Below are 16509 nucleotides of genomic sequence, written 5' to 3'. Positions count from 1 at the left end.
GCGTGGTCTGGTGGACGTGGGCCGGGATGGTGCGGGTGCTCAAGCCCGTTGCCGCGGGAGTGGCGCTGGCCTATGTGGTCACGGGCTTCCTGGACGGTCCGTCGCCCGTGGACTTTACCCCTGAGGGCCCCCGTTCCGCCAAGCAGGCCGAGATCGTGGAGCCCCAGGCGGAACTGGTTATTGAACGGAACGTCATGAAGCTCGGCTCCCTGCTGACCTTCAAGGCCGAGGGATCGGTCCGGGAGGTTCGGCGGGCGGAGTCGGCCGACGACGATCTCGACATGTTCTACGACCCCCGGGTCGACGTTCCGGCAGTCAAGGGCACGGTAACGGATGTGCCCGAAGCCGGGCAGTAGACCCCGCCCGGCGTCCTGATTTGCCAGGCGCGGCGGGCTTTGATAAGGGGAAAATCCCCAAAAGACATCACGTCGGGCGAGTCCCGGCACAAAGGAGCGTATTCATGATTAAAATGGAAACCACCATGGGCGACATCGTCATCGAGCTCGATTTCGACAAGGCCCCCGCGAGTGCGGCCAACTTCCAGCAGTACGTTGAGGACGGCTTCTACGACGGCCTCATTTTCCACCGCGTCATCTCCAACTTCATGATCCAGGGTGGTGGCATGGACCCGGACATGAAGGAAAAGGCGACCCGCGCGCCCATCAAGAACGAGGCAAACAACGGTCTGGCCAACGACAAGTACACCCTGGCCATGGCCCGGACCATGGATCCGCATTCCGCTTCCTCCCAGTTCTTTATCAACGTCAAGGACAACGGCTTCCTGAACTTCTCCTCCGAGACCCCTCAGGGTTGGGGATACGCCGTGTTCGGCAAGGTCGTCGAAGGCCAGGACACCGTGGACAAGATCAAGGATGTGGATACCGGCCGCCACGGCTTCCACGACGATGTGCCGGTTGAGCCGGTAGTCATCAACAAGGCCTACGTGGTCGAGTAGCATTCGGTCCGGGCGCAAGCCGCACGGACGTTTTATCGCAGGCGCGAACGCCGGGCGAAACCCCGGGGAAAGTGTTTGCGAGGGCCGCTGGACGGCCCGCCCTTCCCAGAAAAGAGAAAAGGCGCGTCATGCTTTGAGCATGGCGCGCCTCTTTTTGTCGGTCTGTTGCGGAGTGCAGCCTTTGCGACCGGATCAGACCATCAGGTTCAGACCGGTGTAGGCGGAGCTTCCCCCGCTGAAGGCCAGCAGGCCGCCGCCATCGAACCAGGTGGACGGGTCGGTGTTGTCGGCGAACCACCAGGCCATGCTCTGTTGTTGCAAGCTGGTCAGCAAATCGTTTTGGGAAAGATTGGTCGACGCCGTGGTGGTCAGTTTGCCCAGTTGAATGATGTTCTTGAATTCTTCGACCTTGTCGGGGTTGTCCTCGAAATACCGATTGATGATGTCGGCATCGGCCGTGCCTGCGGGCACGGTGACTTTGCCCGTGGTCGGGTCGTAAGTCATTGCGATTTCGGAGGAGACGTCCACTCCGAGTTCCTTCAGGTCGGCCATGACCGACTCGTCCCACTTGTCCCCCAGGTCCTCACGGTAGTCTTCCACCTCCTGGAAGGAGAGGCGGTTGTCGTCCCCTTTGGGAATCTGGTTCAGGATGGACAGGATTTCCGAGGTCAGGCCTGCGGAAGCATTGCCGTTGCTGGACTCGTCTGTCAGCTCCTCGGCCTGCTGGTAGAGCTGTTTTTCCTCCACCGATGCGCGGAGCAGGGTGTATGTGCCGGTTATCAGGTCCGATCCGATGGCTGCGGTCGACATGGCGTTCTCCATGGTGTTGTTTTCGCGGTCGCGGGAAAATATTTCCCGTGCCCGTGCCAAAGCAGGAGCCGTGCCATGTCGTGCCGGGCGGAGGGTTTGAACGAAAGAACCGGTCCCGGGGCGCGCCTACAAGTGCGGGGCGGCCCCGGAATCGTGTGCGGGCATCAGCCGCCCAGGTACGCCTTCTTGACTTCTGGGTCCTCCATGAGTTCGGCGGAAGAACCCTGGGCCACGATTTCTCCGGTGTCGATGACGTAGCCTCGGTGGGCGAACTTGAGCGCCAGATTGGCGTTCTGTTCGATGAGCAGGATGGTCATGCCCTCCTCGTTCAATTCCTTGAGGGTGCGGAACATGTCGTACATGAGCAGGGGGGCCAGCCCCATGGACGGCTCGTCGAGCATGATGCCCCGGCAACCGGACATGAGCGCACGGCCCACGGCCAGCATCTGTTGCTCGCCGCCGGACAGGGACTCGGAGCGTTGCTTCTTACGCTCGTCCAGGCGCGGGAACAGGGTGTAGACGCGCGTGTAGTCGCGGTCGATCTCGACCTGTCCGTCCTTGCGGGAATAGGTGGCCAGCTTGAGGTTCTCCTCGACCGTCAGGTTGCCGAAGATGTGCCGTCCCTCGGGAACCAGGGCCATGTGGAGATCGGAGACGACCTTGTCCGCGGGCATTCCGAGGATGGATTTGCCCTTGAATCGGATGTCGCCCTTGATGACCTTGGGGGCTTCGGGCGGGGGCAGTTGGGCGATGGACATGAGCGTGGTCGACTTGCCCGCGCCGTTGGCGCCGATGAGCGTGACGATCTCGCCTTCGCCCACGGTGAAGGAGATGCCGTGCAGGGCTTCGATGTTGCCGTACTTGACGTACAGGTTCTCGACTTCGAGTAGGGGAGTAGTCATATGTTGTCGTCTCCAAGATAGGCCTTGATGACGGCCGGGTTGCTCTGAATATCTTCGGGGGTGCCTTCGGCGATGGTCGCGCCGAAGTCGATGACCTTGATCCATTGGCACAGGGAGGTGACGACCTTCATCTGGTGCTCGATCATGAAGATGGTGATGTTGAAGTGCTCGTGGATCCAGCGGACCAGGGTGATGAGTTCCTCCACGTCCTTGGAGTTCAGGCCCGCCGCGGGCTCGTCCAGGAGCAGGAGCTTGGGCCGGATGGACATGGCCCGTGCTATCTCCACCCGGCGTTGGAGGCCGTAGGGCAGGTTCTTGGGCAGCTCCATGGCCACGTCGGTCAGGGACATGGCTTCGAGCAGCTCCTCGGCTATTTCAAGGATGCGCGCTTCGCGTGCGTGGTAGCGTTTGCCCCGGATCACCGAATCCCAGACCGAGTAGCCCAGCCTGTAGTGCTGGGCGATGCGGATGTTGTCCAGCACGGTCATGTCGTGCCACAGCCTGATATTCTGGAAGGTTCGGGCGACGCCCATGGAGGTGACCTGGTGCGGCTTGAGACCGGCGGTCGGCTTGCCGTCGAAGGTAATGGTTCCCTCGGTGGGCTGGTAGAAGCCGGAGATCAGGTTGAAGATGGTGGTCTTGCCCGCGCCGTTGGGGCCGATGAGGCCCATCAGTTCGCCGCCCTGCATGTCCACCGAGAACTCGCTGACGGCCTGGAGACCGCCGAAACGTTGGGTGAGGCTGTCTATTTTGAGCAGTGTCATGAACAGCCCCCTATTTGAACGTGTAGAATTTTTTGAGTTTCGGGAACACGTCCGACAACTCCTTGTTGCCCATGATGCCTTCCGGCCTGAACTGCATTATCAGGACAAGAAGCAGGGGAATCATGACCCACTTGATGACGCCCGCCGACGGTTCCCAGTCGGGGAACACGAAGGTCGCCGGTGCCAGCAGGAAGTCTATAAGCGCTTGGGAGCGCAGGATTTCCAGCAGGACGGTGAAGACTATCGCCGAGATGACCGCGCCCGAAAGGGAGCCCATGCCGCCCAGGTAGACCATGACCATGGCCTCGGTGGACTTGAGGATGTTGAACGACTGCGGATTGACGTAGCCGATGACGTGAGCGAACAGGCCGCCCGCGCACCCGGCCAGCCCGGCCGAGATCATGAAGTTCACGGTTTTGATCTTGTTGGTGTTCACCGACATGATTTCGGCTGCTGTCTCGTCCTGGCACACGGCGTTGACGCCTTTGCCGTACGTGGAAGTGATGAAGCGGCGGATGACCCAGATGTCGAAGGCCGTGAACAGGATCACGTAGAGCAGGATCCAGGGGAAGTCGTTTTCCCCGGCCAGCCATGCAGGAGTGCTGTCGACCATGGCCCAGGCCGTGTCCTTCATACCCTGGAAGCCGCGCGATCCGCCGACCCAGTCCATGTTCTCGATGGCCGAGATGACCATGTAGTTCACGGCGATGGTGATGATGGCCAGGTAGTCGTCGCGTGTTTTGAACGAGGGCAGGGCCACCAGGATGGACGAGAGCGCCGCCACTGCGCCGCCGAGCAGGATGATGAACGGGAAGACGAAGAAGGAAGCTACTTCGGGGAAGATCGGGTCGCCGAACTTGGAGCCGAAGCAGAGAACGGACAGGATGGAGGCCACGTAGGCGCCCACGCACATGAAGGCCGCGTGGCCGCAGGTGAACTCGCCCATGTTGCCGTTCACCAGGTTGAGCGAGGTGGACATCATGATGTTGATGCCCACGAACATGATGACCGCCTGGATGTAGTTGTCGATGATGCGGAGTTGCGCCATGGCGAGCAGGGCCACGGCCAAGGCTGCCATCAGGATGTTGAAGGTGTATTTCTGCATATTCGCGCGTGCCCCGCTAGATCTTGGTGGACTGCGGCATTCCGAACAGTCCCGTGGGTTTCATCCAGAGAATGATGAGCAGGATCGTGAAGGCGAACAGGTCCCGGTAGGTGGACGGGAACACCGTGACCACGCCCACTTCGATGAAGCCGAGCAGGAATCCGCCGTAGAACGCGCCCCGGATGTCTCCGATGCCGCCGACGACTGCGGCGATAAATGCCTTCCAGCCGATAATCATGCCCATGAACGGCTCCAGCACCGGGTAGGACATGGCGAACAGCAGACCGGCCAGCCCGGCGAAGCCCGAACCCAGGATGAAGGTGAAGACGATGATGCTGTCGATGGGGATGCCCATGAGCGGGATGGCGAACTTGTCGTAGGAGATGCCGCGCATGGCCATGCCGATCTTCGTCTTGGTGACGATGAAGTTGAGGATGACGAAGACGGCCACGGCGGCGAAGATGACGATGACCTTGAGGTTGGTCAGGGTCACGCCGCCCAGGTTCCAGATGGTCTTCTCGACCAGCTCGGGAAATTTCAGGCGGCTCGCGCCGAGCACTGCCAGGTTCGAGTATTCGAGGATCAGGCCGCACATGAGGGCCGTGATGACCACATAGAGCCGGTGCGCGCCCTTGCGGCGCAGGGGCCGGTAGGCGATGCGCTCCAGGGTCACGCCCACGCAGGCGGTCAGGAACATGGTCAGCGGCACGGCGAACAGGAACGTCGCCATGGGTGACAGCCCGAGCGCCGGGCCGAGCATGAATCCGGCCACGAAAAATGCAATGTATGCGCCGACCATGAAGATGTCTCCATGGGCGAAGTTTATCAGGCGCAGCACGCCGTAAACCAGGGTGTAGCCCAGCGCGATGAGCGCATAGAAGCTGCCCCACTGCAAGGCGTTGATGATGTTCTGAATAATGAAATCCACGGTAGCCTTCCCTGGAGAATGTCTTTGGGTCCTGGACCAAGGTGTGCCGAGGGTCTCGGCGGGGGATAAAAGAGCGGGGGCCGCCGGCCCCCGCTCACCTGAACTGAAGTCGTGCCGCTAGGGGCAGACGGACTGTTCGAAAACGAACTCGCCCTTGTCGGAGATCTTGACCACGACGGCGCACTTGATCGGGTCGCCCTGCTCGTCGAACTTGGACGTACCGGTGATGCCGTCGAAGGACTTGATGGCGGCCAGGCCGTCACGGATGAGCTGGCGCTCCTTGCGCGGATTGGACTCGACCTTGCCCGCGTTCTGGATGCCCTGGACGAGCAGACCGATGGAGTCCCAGGTCAGGGCCGCGTAGTCGGCCGGGGTGGAGCCGTAGTTCTTCTGGTAGCGGTCGATGAAGACCTTGGTGGCGCCGGTGGCGCCCGCCGCCGCGTAGTGGGTGGAGAAGTAGTTGCCGTAGCACTGCTCGCCGCAGAGCTTGATGAGGTCGGGGGTGCCCCAGGCGTCGGAACCCATGAAGGGACCCTTGTAGCCGAGGTCACGCGCCTGCTGCACGATCAGGGCGACCTGGTTGTAGTTGTCGGGCACGAAGATGAAGTCCGGGTTGGCCTTGATGATGGTGGTCAACTGCGCGGAGAAGTCCTGGTCCTTGGTGCCGTGGGACTCGAAGGCCACGACCGGGCCGAGCCCCTTGTTTTCCCAGGCGGACTTGAAGATTTCGGCCAGTCCCTTGGAGTAGTCGTTGGAAACGTCGAAAATGACGGCAGCGGTCTTGGCGCCGAACTTGGAGGCCGCAAAGTCAGCAGCCACGGGGCCCTGGAACGGGTCCAGGAAGGCCGCGCGGAAGACCCAGGGGCGGTCCTTGGTGGTGTCGGGGTTGGTGGACCACGGGGTAATCATCGGAGTCCGGTTGTCGTTGCAGGTGCCGCCCGCAGGCACGGCCTGCTTGGAGGAGTTGGGGCCGATGATGGCGACGACGTCTTCCTGCTCGATGAGCTTCAGGGCCACGTTGACGGCGGATTCGGCCTTGGACTCGTTGTCCATGTAGATGAATTCCAGCATGTACTTTTTGCCGCCGACCTCAAGACCGCCTGCTTCGTTGATGTCCTTGAGGTACATCTCGGCGGCCTTCTTCGATCCGTCGCCCACTTCGGGAATGTCGCCGGTCAGGGGCAGGTTGAAGCCTATCTTGATGGTGTCGGCGGCAAAGGCCGGGACGGTCATCAGAAAGCTCAGCACCAGAGCCAGGGCCAGCAGGCCCATCTTGCGCAAACTCAGTTTCATTACTCCTCCTCTCATAGGAATATGGTTACTGGTCTAAACAGTGATGTTTCATACACGAAAAGGAATATGAGAGAAAGGTTTTTTCTAAAGTACATTTTTGCAAATGGCCCGGTATGATTGAGTTAAATGCACACTTTTTGAAAATTCAAGGGTCGATATTTCGCTAAATGAAATTATTTTCCGCGTGATTTTTTCCATTAATGTTAGAAAAAGATTCAAAATAAGACGCCGAAGCGGGCCGTGGGGTCACCATCAACCGGAATTTGCAAGATTTCGGACGCAAAAAAACCGGCTCCCCAGAGGGAACCGGCTTTCTTGCGATCGTGTTCGGCCGGGAGGCCGGTCGTTACTCGCCGGACTTTCCGTCCTTTTCGGCCTTGCGCTCGGCCTTGCGTTTCCGTTTGGCCTCCGCCTTGGCCTCTTCCTCCTCGCGCAGGGCGCGGCGCAGGACCTTGCCTACCATGGTCTTGGGCAGGTCCTTGCGGAACTCCACCTGGCGCGGGACCTTGTAGTTGGCCAGCTTTTCGCGACAGAAGCCGATGACGTCGCTGCGGGACAGATCTTCGCCGTCCTGGACCACCACGAAAGCCTTGACGATTTCGCCTCGGCCTTCGTGCGGGATGCCAACGGACACGGCCTCCTTGATTTTGGGGTGGGAGTGCAAAACCTCGTCGATCTCGCGGGGATAGATGTTGTAACCACCCGAGATAATGAGGTCTTTTTTGCGGTCCACGATGTAGAAGTAGCCTTCTTCATCCATGGTGGCGATGTCGCCGGTGTAGAGCCAGCCGTTGCGGAGCACGTCGGCCGTGGCGTCGGGACGGTTGTAGTACCCCTTCATTACCTGCGGGCCGCGGATGACCAGTTCGCCGCGTTTGCCCGGGGGGAGGGGGTCGCCGCCCACTTCCATGTCCACGATCTTGGCGTCCGTGTCGGGGAAGGGCAGGCCGATGGAGCCGTTCTTGCTTTTGCCCTGCAACGGATTGAAGTGCGTCACCGGCGAGGCTTCGGTCAGTCCGTATCCCTCGGTGATGGCTGTGCCGGAACGCTTCAGGAATTGTTCCATGTAGTCCACGGGCATGGGCGCGGAGCCGGACACACAGACCTCAATGGACTGGAGGTCGTATTTGTCGATGTCCTTTTGCTGGAGCAGGGAGATGTAGAGGGCGGGCGCGCCGGGGAAAACAGTGGGTTTGAGCTTGTCGATGCCCTTGAGCACGTCCAGCGGCACGTAGCGGGGGAACGGGGCGAGCGTCGCGCCCAGGCTGGTGGGCCAGGTCAGGCAGGTGGTCAGCCCATATATATGGAAATAGGGCAGGATGCCGAGGAATGTCTCCCGCTTCTTGCCCAGGGTGTGCATCATGGACTGGCACTGTTGCATGTTCGCGCCGATGTTGGAATGGGTCAGGATGCAGCCCTTGGCCACGCCCGTGGTTCCGCCGGTGTATTGCAGCAGGGCGGTGTCCTCGGCGTCCACCCGTTCGTTGGTGAACCGTTCGTGTCCCTTGGTCAGGGACTTGAAGGGAAACACGGTCCTGCCGTCGAAGGGAACCTTGCGGTTGGTGCCGCTTTTTCTGGCCTGTAGGGCGTAGAGCAGGTTCAGGGGGAATCGCAGTCCCTCGCCGATGGTGGTCACGAAGAATTTTTCTACGGGCAGGGAATCGCGGAGCTTGGAGAGCTTGGGCCAGAGCAGGTCCAGAGTGATGCAGAAGCGCACTCCGGCGTCGTTGAACTGGTGGATGATCTCGGTTTCCATGTACAGGGGGTTGGTCATGACCCCTACGCCTCCGGCGCGGAGCACGCCCCAGAAGGCGACAATGGACTGTGGCAGGTTGGGCAGCATGAGCGCCACCCGATCCCCCTTGCGGAGGCCTGCGGCGCGGAGGTTGGCCGCGACGATTTCGGTCTGCGTCTTGAGCTTGGCGTAGGTTATCGACCAGTTGCGGAAAACGATGGCCTTGCGTTTGGGCCACTTGTGCGCCGCTCTATCCAGAAACTTGAACAGCGGAATTTTTTCGTAATCCAGAGTCGGCGGAACATCCGGATCATATGATTTGAGCCAGGGACGGTCGATTTGCTCCATAAGACGGTTCCTTCAAGGGAGTTTCGGTGGTGAAAATGTGCCGGGAACGTATAATAGCCCGGACACGGGGTCAATACGGCGTGTTTCAAACAACAGGGGGTCGAACTTTTGACGATTGGAGCCGGGAAGGAACCGATCGCCCGGGATCGAATCTGGCAAGCAGCGCAATGGAAAAATAAAATCACGTTTTTGCGGGGTGTTGGATGTGACCTTCGTGCGATCAACGGGGTGAAGTCCGAGCTTGGCAGAATCCTTGCAACTATCGGCGCACGTCCTCTTCGGGGGAAATCGTTGCCCGTCGGCTAAAGTCGGAGCCGGAAAACGCCGATTATTCAGTATGTCAACGATCGATCGGCGGGCAGAGCGTTGGCGGGCGGCGCGGATTCGGGCTGGAAAGCGCGAGAAGGGCCGAGTTGACAGGGAAGGCGGGCCTTGCCTAGAGTGAAAACCTCTCGAAGAGCCGGACGCCACCCAAGCGAATGAATCATTGACCGAACGAACGACCGAGACGTTGCATGGCAGAACACGCTGAAAAAGTGGTGACCGGAATGCTGATAACCGAGGGGTGCTACCTCAGGCCGAGCAAGAGCACCCGCGTGCTGGCCATCCTGGACGCCCTGTCGAGGGACTCCAGCCTGTCCCAGTTCGAGCTGGGCAGGCAACTGCACTTGTCCGGGGCCATGGTCAATCAGTACCTCAAACAGTTGCAGTCCGAGGGGCTTGTCGAGTTCCTGCCGGTCAACGGCAAGAGCTATCGATATACCCTGACGGAAGAGGGGCGTCGGTCGCGTCGCCGGATGTTTTCCGATTATTCCTCGGAAACCGTCCGACTCTACTCCACCATCAAGGAATTTGTGCTGGACAAGCTGAAAGGCCTGGAAAGCGAAGGCAAGCGGGACCTCGCGCTTTTTGGCGCGTCCGAGACCTGCGAAGTGGTCCTGTCCGCCCTGCGCGGCACGGACTTTCGCGTCAAGGCCCTGCTGGACAACGATACCAGGAAACAGGGGCAGATTTTCAACGGGCACGTGGTTTCCGCACCGCATGTCCTGGATCAGGTGGACTGCGACGCCGTGGTCATCACCTCCTTTGGCAAGCAGGGCGAGATATACGAACAGATCAAGCCCTATTCCGAAAAGCGCGGATTTCAAATCGTGAGATTCTGATTATGAAACAGATCCAATCCGTCACATTGCGTTCGGGCGTCACTATCGGCAAGGGGCATCCCTGCTTCGTGGTCGCGGAAATCGGCAACAACCACCAGGGCGAATTCGACATCGCCAAGCGGATGCTCGACGAGGCCGCTGCCGCCGGAGTCCAGGGAGTCAAGTTCCAGAAGCGGGACAGCGAGGCGCTGCTTACCCGTCAGGGACGGGCCGCGCCCTATACCGGCCCCAACAGCTTCGGCCCCACCTACGGCGAGCATCGCAACGCCCTTGAACTGTCCATCGATCAGATGGCCCGGCTCAAGGAGTACAGCGAATCCCTCGGCCTCGTCTTTTTCGCCTCCGCTTGGGACGATCCGAGCCTGGCCCAGATTCTCGAACTGGACGTGGAGCTGCTCAAGATCAGCTCCGCCGAACTCGTCAATGTCCCCCTGGTGCGCAAATACGCCAAGGCCGACATTCCTGTCATCCTGTCCACCGGCATGAGCGGCCTGGATGATATCGACGTGGCCATGGCCGAGATCCGCGCCTTCCACGACAACATCATCCTTCTGCATTGCAATTCCACCTATCCTTGCCCGGAAGAACATATCGGCCTGCCCGTCATGGACGCCCTGCGCGAACGCTATGGCGTGCCCGTGGGCTATTCCGGCCATGAAAAGGGCATCGGCCCCAGCGTGGGTGCCGCCGCTCTGGGCGCCTGCGTGGTCGAACGCCATTTCACCCTGGACAAGACCCTCAAGGGCACCGATCACCAGGCCTCTCTCGAACCTGCCGAGCTGGCCGCCATGGTGACCATGATCCGCGAGGTCGAAAAGGCCGTCCAGGTCAAGGGCAAGGTCGTCTTCCCCGATGAACAGGCCGCCGCCAAAAAACTTCGCAAGTGCATCGTGTTTTCTCGGGACCTGCCCGCCGGGCACGTGCTCACCGAGGCCGACCTGACCACCCGCTGCCCGCGCGTGGGCATCTCCCCGGTCCATTGGGACGAAGTCCTCGGCGCAGCCCTCAATCGCCCCGTCAAGCACGAGGAGCCCGCCCAATGGGATACCCTCAGGCTTACTCAGTCCGCTTGCGCCGGAGCCGCTTCGTCTTAGGACGAATACACAAGTCGTGAAAAAGTGTGGGCGCGGGATGCGTCCACACTTTTTTTTGCGCCTTTGAAAACCGGGGCGCAAAAAAAGGCGGTCGCGCAATGCGCGGCCGCCTTGATTCTTGACGCTGCGTCCGACTATGCCTTGGGCGGGTCGGGGAGGGCGAGGACAGGAGCGATGATCTTTTCCATGGCCTTGCCTGTAGCGGTATCGCGGTGGACTTTCATGAAGGGGTAGCCTTCGTCGCCGGATTCGGCCACGGCCGGATCGAGAGGGATGCGGCCGAGGAACTGGACGCCCGCTTCCTTGGCGAGGGCTTCGCCGCCGCCGGACTTGAAGATGTCGTGGACCTTGCCGCAATCGGGGCAGGCGAAGCCGGACATGTTTTCAACGATGCCGAGCACGCGGTTGCCCACTTCGCCGACAAAGGACACGGACCGGCGGACGTCGTCGATGGCCACGCCCTGCGGGGTGGTGACGATGACGGCCATGGCGGTGGGGCCGAGGGTTTGCATGGTGGACAGGGGCTCGTCGCCGGTTCCCGGAGGGCAGTCGACGATGAGGTAGTCGAGATCGCCCCACATGACGTCTTCGACGAACTGTTTAATGAGACCTATCTTGACCGGACCACGCCAGATGACGGCCTGGCGATCGTCCTGGAGCAGAAAGCCGAGTGACATGACCGACAGGTTCTTGCTCCAGGGCACAGGTTCCATGACCTGGTCGCCGATGTGCGGCTGCTGGCCCTTGAGGGAGAGCAGACGCGGCACGCTTGGGCCGTGCACGTCCACGTCGAGCAGACCGACCTTCTTGCCCGCGAGGGACAGGGCCACGGCGATGTTTGCGGCCACGGTGGACTTGCCCACGCCGCCCTTGCCGGACATAACCACAATCTTGTGTTTGATGCGGCCCAGGGTCTTTTGCAGTTTTTGCTCTTCGGGCTTGTCGCAGCCCGTGGTGCTGGTACAGGTTCCGTCAGGCGAGGCGGAGGAACATCCTTCACAACCACTCATACTATTCTCCTGAAAAACGGCGACCCGAAGCCGCCTTAGAAGTACATGCAGGTCCCGAACCGGCGAACGGTCGCGGCCGGGTCACAGAGAGATAACCATGGCCCGAAAAAAGTCAAACCGTCGCTCCGGGCATGGTCAATTCGGCGAGGCCATCGTGGAGGTAGCCTTCGAGCACCTGATTCTCGGTGCCTGTCAGCCAGGGGATGACCGTGATTCCGGCTCGCTCCAGGGCGTGCCGGGTCCGGTTGCGGATGGCCCCGCACAAAAAAATGGTTACCCCGCAGGCCAATATGGCGGATGTCCTGTCCATAGGGTCCTTTGAGGGAAGGGATAGGAGGCCTGCGGGGTAAAAGTTGTCGTCACGTATTTCAAACAGCTTGTATCCGTCCGCGTTCTCGCACACGGACGCCAGTCGGTCCTGGTAGCACGCCAGGCAGATCAGCTTGGCGGAATCCGTCTTCATCGTCTCTCTCCAAATGTCCGGCAGGACCCGAACCGGTTGTTTTTAAATAAGCATGGACTGTGCCAAATTAAAATCATAATAAATTCAATATGTTAAATTGTAGAGGGTCGTTCTGTTGGGCGAATTATTCGCCCGAAATGTAAGGTGATGGCGAATTATTCGCCCTGATCGGAACCGACCAGCAGGCGGCGCAAAGTGTCTTTGGTGATGCCGAGTTCGCGACACGCGGCCATGCGTTTGCCGCTGTTGCGGCGCACGGCTTCCCTGGCGGCACGGCGCTTGATGGCGTCCATGGTCCCGGACAGCCCGTCGGGCGCATCGGCGGAGGGCTTGGCCGGGTGAAGGTATTCCGGGAGATGCTCCACCTGGATGAATCCGTCCGGGCAGAGGATGAAGGCGTATTCAAGGATGTTTTCCAGCTCGCGCACGTTGCCAGGGTAGTCGTGGCGCATGAGCACGTGCATGGCGTCCTCGCTGACGCCCCGGATGGCCTTGTTGCGCAGTCCGTTGAACTCGGCGAGGAAGTGGTCGATGAGCAGGGGCAGGTCCTCCTGCCGCTCGGTCAGCGGGGGCAGGGTCAGGGTGACCACGTTGAGCCGGTAGAAGAGGTCCTGGCGGAACGTCCCTTCGGCCACGGCGTCTTCCAGATTCCGGTTGGTGGCGGCTACCACGCGCACGTCGGCGTGCATCGGAGTGAGGCCGCCAAGCGGCTCGAAGGTCTTTTCCTGGAGGAAGCGCAGGAGTTTGACCTGGAGGTTCTGGGGCATGTCGCCTATCTCGTCCAGAAAGACCGTGCCGCCGTCGGCCAGTTCGAACCGGCCCGGCTTGTCCTTGCGCGCGTCGGTGAAGGCTCCGGCCTTGTAGCCGAACAGCTCGGATTCCAGCAGGGTGTCGGGCAACGCGCCGCAGTTCACCGCGACGAACGGCCCGTCCCGGCGCGGGCTCAGGGAATGGATGGCCCGGGCGAAAAGTTCCTTTCCGGTGCCGCTCTGGCCCAGCAGCAGGGTCGTGGCCTCGGACCGGCTGATCTGCGGCAGGATGCGGAATATTTTTTCCAACGCCTGGCTGCGGCCCACGATGTTCTCGAACCTGTATATGTCCTTGGCCTGTTGCCGGGCCACGTGGATGTCGGTCAGGTCGCGGAAGGTCTCCACCCCGCCGATCACGTTGCCGTCGTTGTCCTTCAGGGGCGAGGCCGAGATGGCGATGGGCAGGGTGGTGCCGTCGGAGCGGACGATGAAGATGGACTTGTTGACGATGCGCCCGCCCTTGCGGATGCAGGACTTGAGCGCGCATTGGCCGTCGCAGAGCGAGGAGCGGAACACGTCCCAGCACTTGCGGCCCAGGGCGTCATCACTGGAAATGCCGGTGATCCGCTGCGCGGATTCGTTGAAATAGGTCACGTTCCAGTCCGCGTCCACGGTAAACAATCCGTCGGCGATGGACGCGAACACGGCTTCGAGCGGTAGGTCTTTTGGGAACGGCATGGGCCGACCCTACATCCGTCCGGCCTGCTTGCCAAGAGGTGATGGGCGAAAAATTCGCCCACTTTGTCCGGGTACTGCCAGGCAGGAACGGGGCATGAAAAAAGGCCGCCCTGAGGCGGCCCTGTCGTTCATAGTCGGCTGTGAAGCGTGTCGACTACAGTTTCTCGGCGCGCTTCTTGCGAAGCCACTCGTACCACTGCTCCATGTTGTCGCCGGTCCGCGCGGAGATGGGCATGACCTCGATGTCCTTGTTCAGCTTCTTGGCGTGATTTTCGGCCTTTTGGAGGTCGAAATCCACGTAGGGGAGCAGGTCCACCTTGTTGAGCAGCATGACCGCGGAGATGTGGAACATGAACGGGTATTTCTCGGGCTTGTCGTCGCCCTCGGCCACGGACAGGAGAGTGACCTTGTAGTCTTCACCCACGTTAAATTCTGCCGGGCAGACCAGGTTGCCCACGTTTTCCACGAAAAGGATGTCCAGATCGTCGGTGTCGATGGCCTTGAGTGCGTCCATGACCATGCCGGAATCCAGGTGGCAGCCGCCCTCGGTGTTGATCTGCACGGCCTGTGCGCCGGTGGCGGCAACGCGCTGGGCGTCGTTGTCGGTCTGCAGGTCGCCTTCAATGACCGCCATCTTGAACTCGTCCTTGAGGTCGGTCAGAGTCCGTTCGAGCAGGGTCGTCTTGCCCGCGCCCGGCGAACTCATCAGGTTCAGGCACAGGATCTTCTTGACCCGAAATTTCTTCTGCAACTCGTCAGCCAGCCTGTCGTTGGCTTCGAGAACATTGCGAACTATGGTCACTTCCTTGGACATGGTTTCTCCTTGTCTTTATTGCTGGTCGTCCACTTCGATGGAGTCGATGAGCAGTTCCTTGCCCTCCAGCACCTCGTGGCCCAGCAGGGCGTCGCACTTGGGGCAGGGCATACATCGGGTGTGCTCCGGGCTGAAGATCTCTCCGCATTCGCCACAGGCAACCTTCACCGGCACTTCGATGACTTCTAGCTCGGCTCCGTCGAATTCTCCGCCGGGAATGAGCGCTTCCCAGGCGAACTGAAGGGATTCGGTGACCGCTCCGGCAAGTCTGCCGTTCTTGATGGTCACTTTCGTGAGCTTCTGGCCGTCATACTTGACCATCTCTTCGCGCAGGATGCCAAGGATGGATTCGACAATCGACATTTCATGCATGGAGAACGCACTACACCGATTTCCCTATGGTATCAAGGGGGTTTTCCTGCTTCCGGCAATACCCGGACCCATTGGCGGAAAACCCCTATGAAATGTATCCGTATCGGTTGACTTGCGAGTCAGTTGGGGCATATGACGAAAACCAACTTGTTCTCAGGGCGGGGTGGAAGTCCCCACCGGCGGTGATCTGGCTTGCCAGTCAGCCCGCGAGCGCCTCTCCGGGTGGAGAGGGACGAGCAGACCCGGTGTAAATCCGGGGCCGACGGTTATAGTCCGGAATGAAGAGAATGAGGCAGTTTCGCAGCCGTTGCCCGACGATTTCGTTGGAAATTCGGCTGTCCGTCGGGCGCGGAAGTGCTCGTCGGTCTGTCTATGCGCCCTGATTCATTCATACTCTTCATTTAAGGAGAAGAAACATGATGGATCAGCCTTTACTCAAACAGTTCGGCGGCCCCATGTCGCGGGTCGAGCACGCCTTGGCGGCCCTCCGGCGCGGCCGGGGCGTTCTGGTCACCGACAACATCGAACGCGAAAACGAGGGAGACCTCATCTTCGCCGCCGAGACCCTGACCGTTCCTCAGATGGCCATGCTTATCCGCGAGTGCAGCGGCATTGTCTGTCTCTGCATGACCGAGGAGAAGATCAAGTCCCTTGGTCTGCCCATGATGGTCGAAAACAACCGCAGCCGCTACAACACCGCCTTCACGGTATCCATTGAGGCTGTGGAGGGCGTGACCACCGGCGTTTCCGCAGCGGATCGCCTGGCCACGGTCAAGGCGGCCATCGCCCAGGACGCCAAGCCCGGCGATCTGGCCAGCCCCGGCCATGTCTTTCCGCTCTGCGCCCGTCCCGGCGGCGTGCTTGAGCGCGGCGGCCACACCGAGGCAGTGGTCGACCTGACCCGCCTGGCGGGCCTGACCCCGTGCGGCGTGCTCTGCGAGTTGACCAACCCCGACGGCACCATGGCCCGTCAGCCTGAAATCGTGACCTTCGCCCGCAAGCACAACATGACCGTTTGCACCGTGGACGACATCGCTTCCTACCGCAAGATTCGGGAGAAGCAGGTCGCGGCCTAGGGCCTTCCTTCCGCCGGACGGCGGAACAACCAACAATCTCTTCACCTCCGCAATCAAAGGCCCCGCCGTTTCGCCCGGCGGGGCCTTTCTCTTTGCGGCAAGGGTTTGCTCGGCGAAAAATACTGTGACGAAGAGGGGATGGCTTGCGGCGGAGGGGCGCGCGTCATGTCCCGCCCGCGTGGCAGCCTTG

At 60.7% G+C, this 16509-nt stretch carries 17 protein-coding genes and 1 riboswitch; of the genes, 5 read left to right on the top strand and 12 right to left on the bottom strand.

Going from position 1 to position 16509, the window contains the following annotated elements:
- Positions 1 to 2 precede the first annotated feature (2 nt).
- Positions 3 to 356 carry a hypothetical protein gene (locus tag LF599_RS15680; RefSeq protein ID WP_269942981.1) on the top strand — a complete coding sequence of 118 codons (354 nt, stop codon included), beginning with the start codon at positions 3 to 5 and terminating at the stop codon, positions 354 to 356.
- 104 nt (positions 357 to 460) lie between these two features.
- Positions 461 to 955: a peptidylprolyl isomerase gene (locus tag LF599_RS15675; protein ID WP_279521444.1), complete on the top strand. Its 495-nt coding sequence runs from the start codon at positions 461 to 463 to the stop codon at positions 953 to 955.
- A 192-nt stretch (positions 956 to 1147) separates the two neighbouring features.
- On the opposite strand, the gene LF599_RS15670 is transcribed toward LF599_RS15675, so the two are convergent.
- From LF599_RS15670 to LF599_RS15640, 7 genes are all read right to left on the bottom strand, one after another.
- A complete protein-coding gene (locus LF599_RS15670; RefSeq protein WP_279521443.1) occupies positions 1148 to 1765 on the bottom strand; it encodes an SH3 domain-containing protein in 618 nt (205 codons plus the stop codon).
- Between the two features lie 164 nt (positions 1766 to 1929).
- On the bottom strand, positions 1930 to 2667 hold the full coding sequence (locus LF599_RS15665; RefSeq protein ID WP_279521442.1) for an ABC transporter ATP-binding protein: 738 nt from the start codon (positions 2665 to 2667) through the stop codon (positions 1930 to 1932).
- On the bottom strand, positions 2664 to 3431 hold the full coding sequence (locus LF599_RS15660) for an ABC transporter ATP-binding protein (RefSeq protein ID WP_279521441.1): 768 nt from the start codon (positions 3429 to 3431) through the stop codon (positions 2664 to 2666). The genes LF599_RS15665 and LF599_RS15660 overlap by 4 nt, the downstream gene beginning before the upstream one ends.
- A 10-nt stretch (positions 3432 to 3441) precedes the next feature.
- Positions 3442 to 4536: a branched-chain amino acid ABC transporter permease gene (locus tag LF599_RS15655; RefSeq protein WP_279521440.1), complete on the bottom strand. Its 1095-nt coding sequence runs from the start codon at positions 4534 to 4536 to the stop codon at positions 3442 to 3444.
- A gap of 16 nt (positions 4537 to 4552) precedes the next feature.
- A complete protein-coding gene (locus LF599_RS15650; RefSeq protein ID WP_279521439.1) occupies positions 4553 to 5464 on the bottom strand; it encodes a branched-chain amino acid ABC transporter permease in 912 nt (303 codons plus the stop codon).
- Between the two features lie 117 nt (positions 5465 to 5581).
- Positions 5582 to 6757: an ABC transporter substrate-binding protein gene (locus LF599_RS15645; RefSeq protein WP_279521438.1), complete on the bottom strand. Its 1176-nt coding sequence runs from the start codon at positions 6755 to 6757 to the stop codon at positions 5582 to 5584.
- 346 nt (positions 6758 to 7103) lie between these two features.
- Positions 7104 to 8840 (bottom strand): long-chain-fatty-acid--CoA ligase, encoded by a 1737-nt coding sequence (locus LF599_RS15640; RefSeq protein WP_279521437.1) that lies wholly within the window; start codon positions 8838 to 8840, stop codon positions 7104 to 7106.
- Positions 8841 to 9355: 515 nt separating this feature from the next.
- On the opposite strand from LF599_RS15640, the gene LF599_RS15635 reads away from it, so the two are divergent.
- On the top strand, positions 9356 to 10003 hold the full coding sequence (locus LF599_RS15635) for a winged helix-turn-helix transcriptional regulator (protein WP_279521436.1): 648 nt from the start codon (positions 9356 to 9358) through the stop codon (positions 10001 to 10003).
- A gap of 2 nt (positions 10004 to 10005) precedes the next feature.
- Positions 10006 to 11097, top strand: a complete 1092-nt coding sequence (locus LF599_RS15630) for an N-acetylneuraminate synthase family protein (protein ID WP_279521435.1) — start codon at positions 10006 to 10008, stop codon at positions 11095 to 11097.
- Positions 11098 to 11231: 134 nt separating this feature from the next.
- Here the strand turns inward: LF599_RS15630 and LF599_RS15625 are convergent, their stop codons facing one another.
- From LF599_RS15625 to LF599_RS15605, 5 genes are all read right to left on the bottom strand, one after another.
- A complete protein-coding gene (locus tag LF599_RS15625; RefSeq protein WP_279521434.1) occupies positions 11232 to 12107 on the bottom strand; it encodes an Mrp/NBP35 family ATP-binding protein in 876 nt (291 codons plus the stop codon).
- A 112-nt stretch (positions 12108 to 12219) separates the two neighbouring features.
- Entirely contained in the window at positions 12220 to 12570 is a 351-nt protein-coding gene (locus LF599_RS15620) for a NifB/NifX family molybdenum-iron cluster-binding protein (protein WP_279521433.1), read from the bottom strand.
- 155 nt (positions 12571 to 12725) lie between these two features.
- Positions 12726 to 14057: a sigma-54 interaction domain-containing protein gene (locus tag LF599_RS15615; RefSeq protein WP_279521432.1), complete on the bottom strand. Its 1332-nt coding sequence runs from the start codon at positions 14055 to 14057 to the stop codon at positions 12726 to 12728.
- A 154-nt stretch (positions 14058 to 14211) separates the two neighbouring features.
- Positions 14212 to 14871: a hydrogenase nickel incorporation protein HypB gene (hypB, locus tag LF599_RS15610; RefSeq protein ID WP_279521431.1), complete on the bottom strand. Its 660-nt coding sequence runs from the start codon at positions 14869 to 14871 to the stop codon at positions 14212 to 14214.
- Positions 14872 to 14886: 15 nt separating this feature from the next.
- A complete protein-coding gene (locus tag LF599_RS15605) occupies positions 14887 to 15243 on the bottom strand; it encodes a hydrogenase maturation nickel metallochaperone HypA/HybF (RefSeq protein ID WP_269942975.1) in 357 nt (118 codons plus the stop codon).
- Between the two features lie 145 nt (positions 15244 to 15388).
- A riboswitch (FMN riboswitch) is annotated at positions 15389 to 15536 on the top strand.
- Between the two features lie 126 nt (positions 15537 to 15662).
- Between LF599_RS15605 and ribB the strand changes: the two genes are divergently transcribed.
- Positions 15663 to 16319, top strand: coding sequence for a 3,4-dihydroxy-2-butanone-4-phosphate synthase (gene ribB / locus LF599_RS15600; RefSeq protein ID WP_269943022.1), 657 nt, complete (start codon positions 15663 to 15665; stop codon positions 16317 to 16319).
- Positions 16320 to 16509 lie beyond the last annotated feature (190 nt).

Source organism: Pseudodesulfovibrio thermohalotolerans (assembly GCF_021353295.2).
Classification (GTDB): domain Bacteria; phylum Desulfobacterota; class Desulfovibrionia; order Desulfovibrionales; family Desulfovibrionaceae; genus Pseudodesulfovibrio; species Pseudodesulfovibrio thermohalotolerans.
The sequence above is the reverse complement of the archived record's forward strand: the minus strand, read 5'-3'. Positions and strand labels throughout refer to the sequence as shown.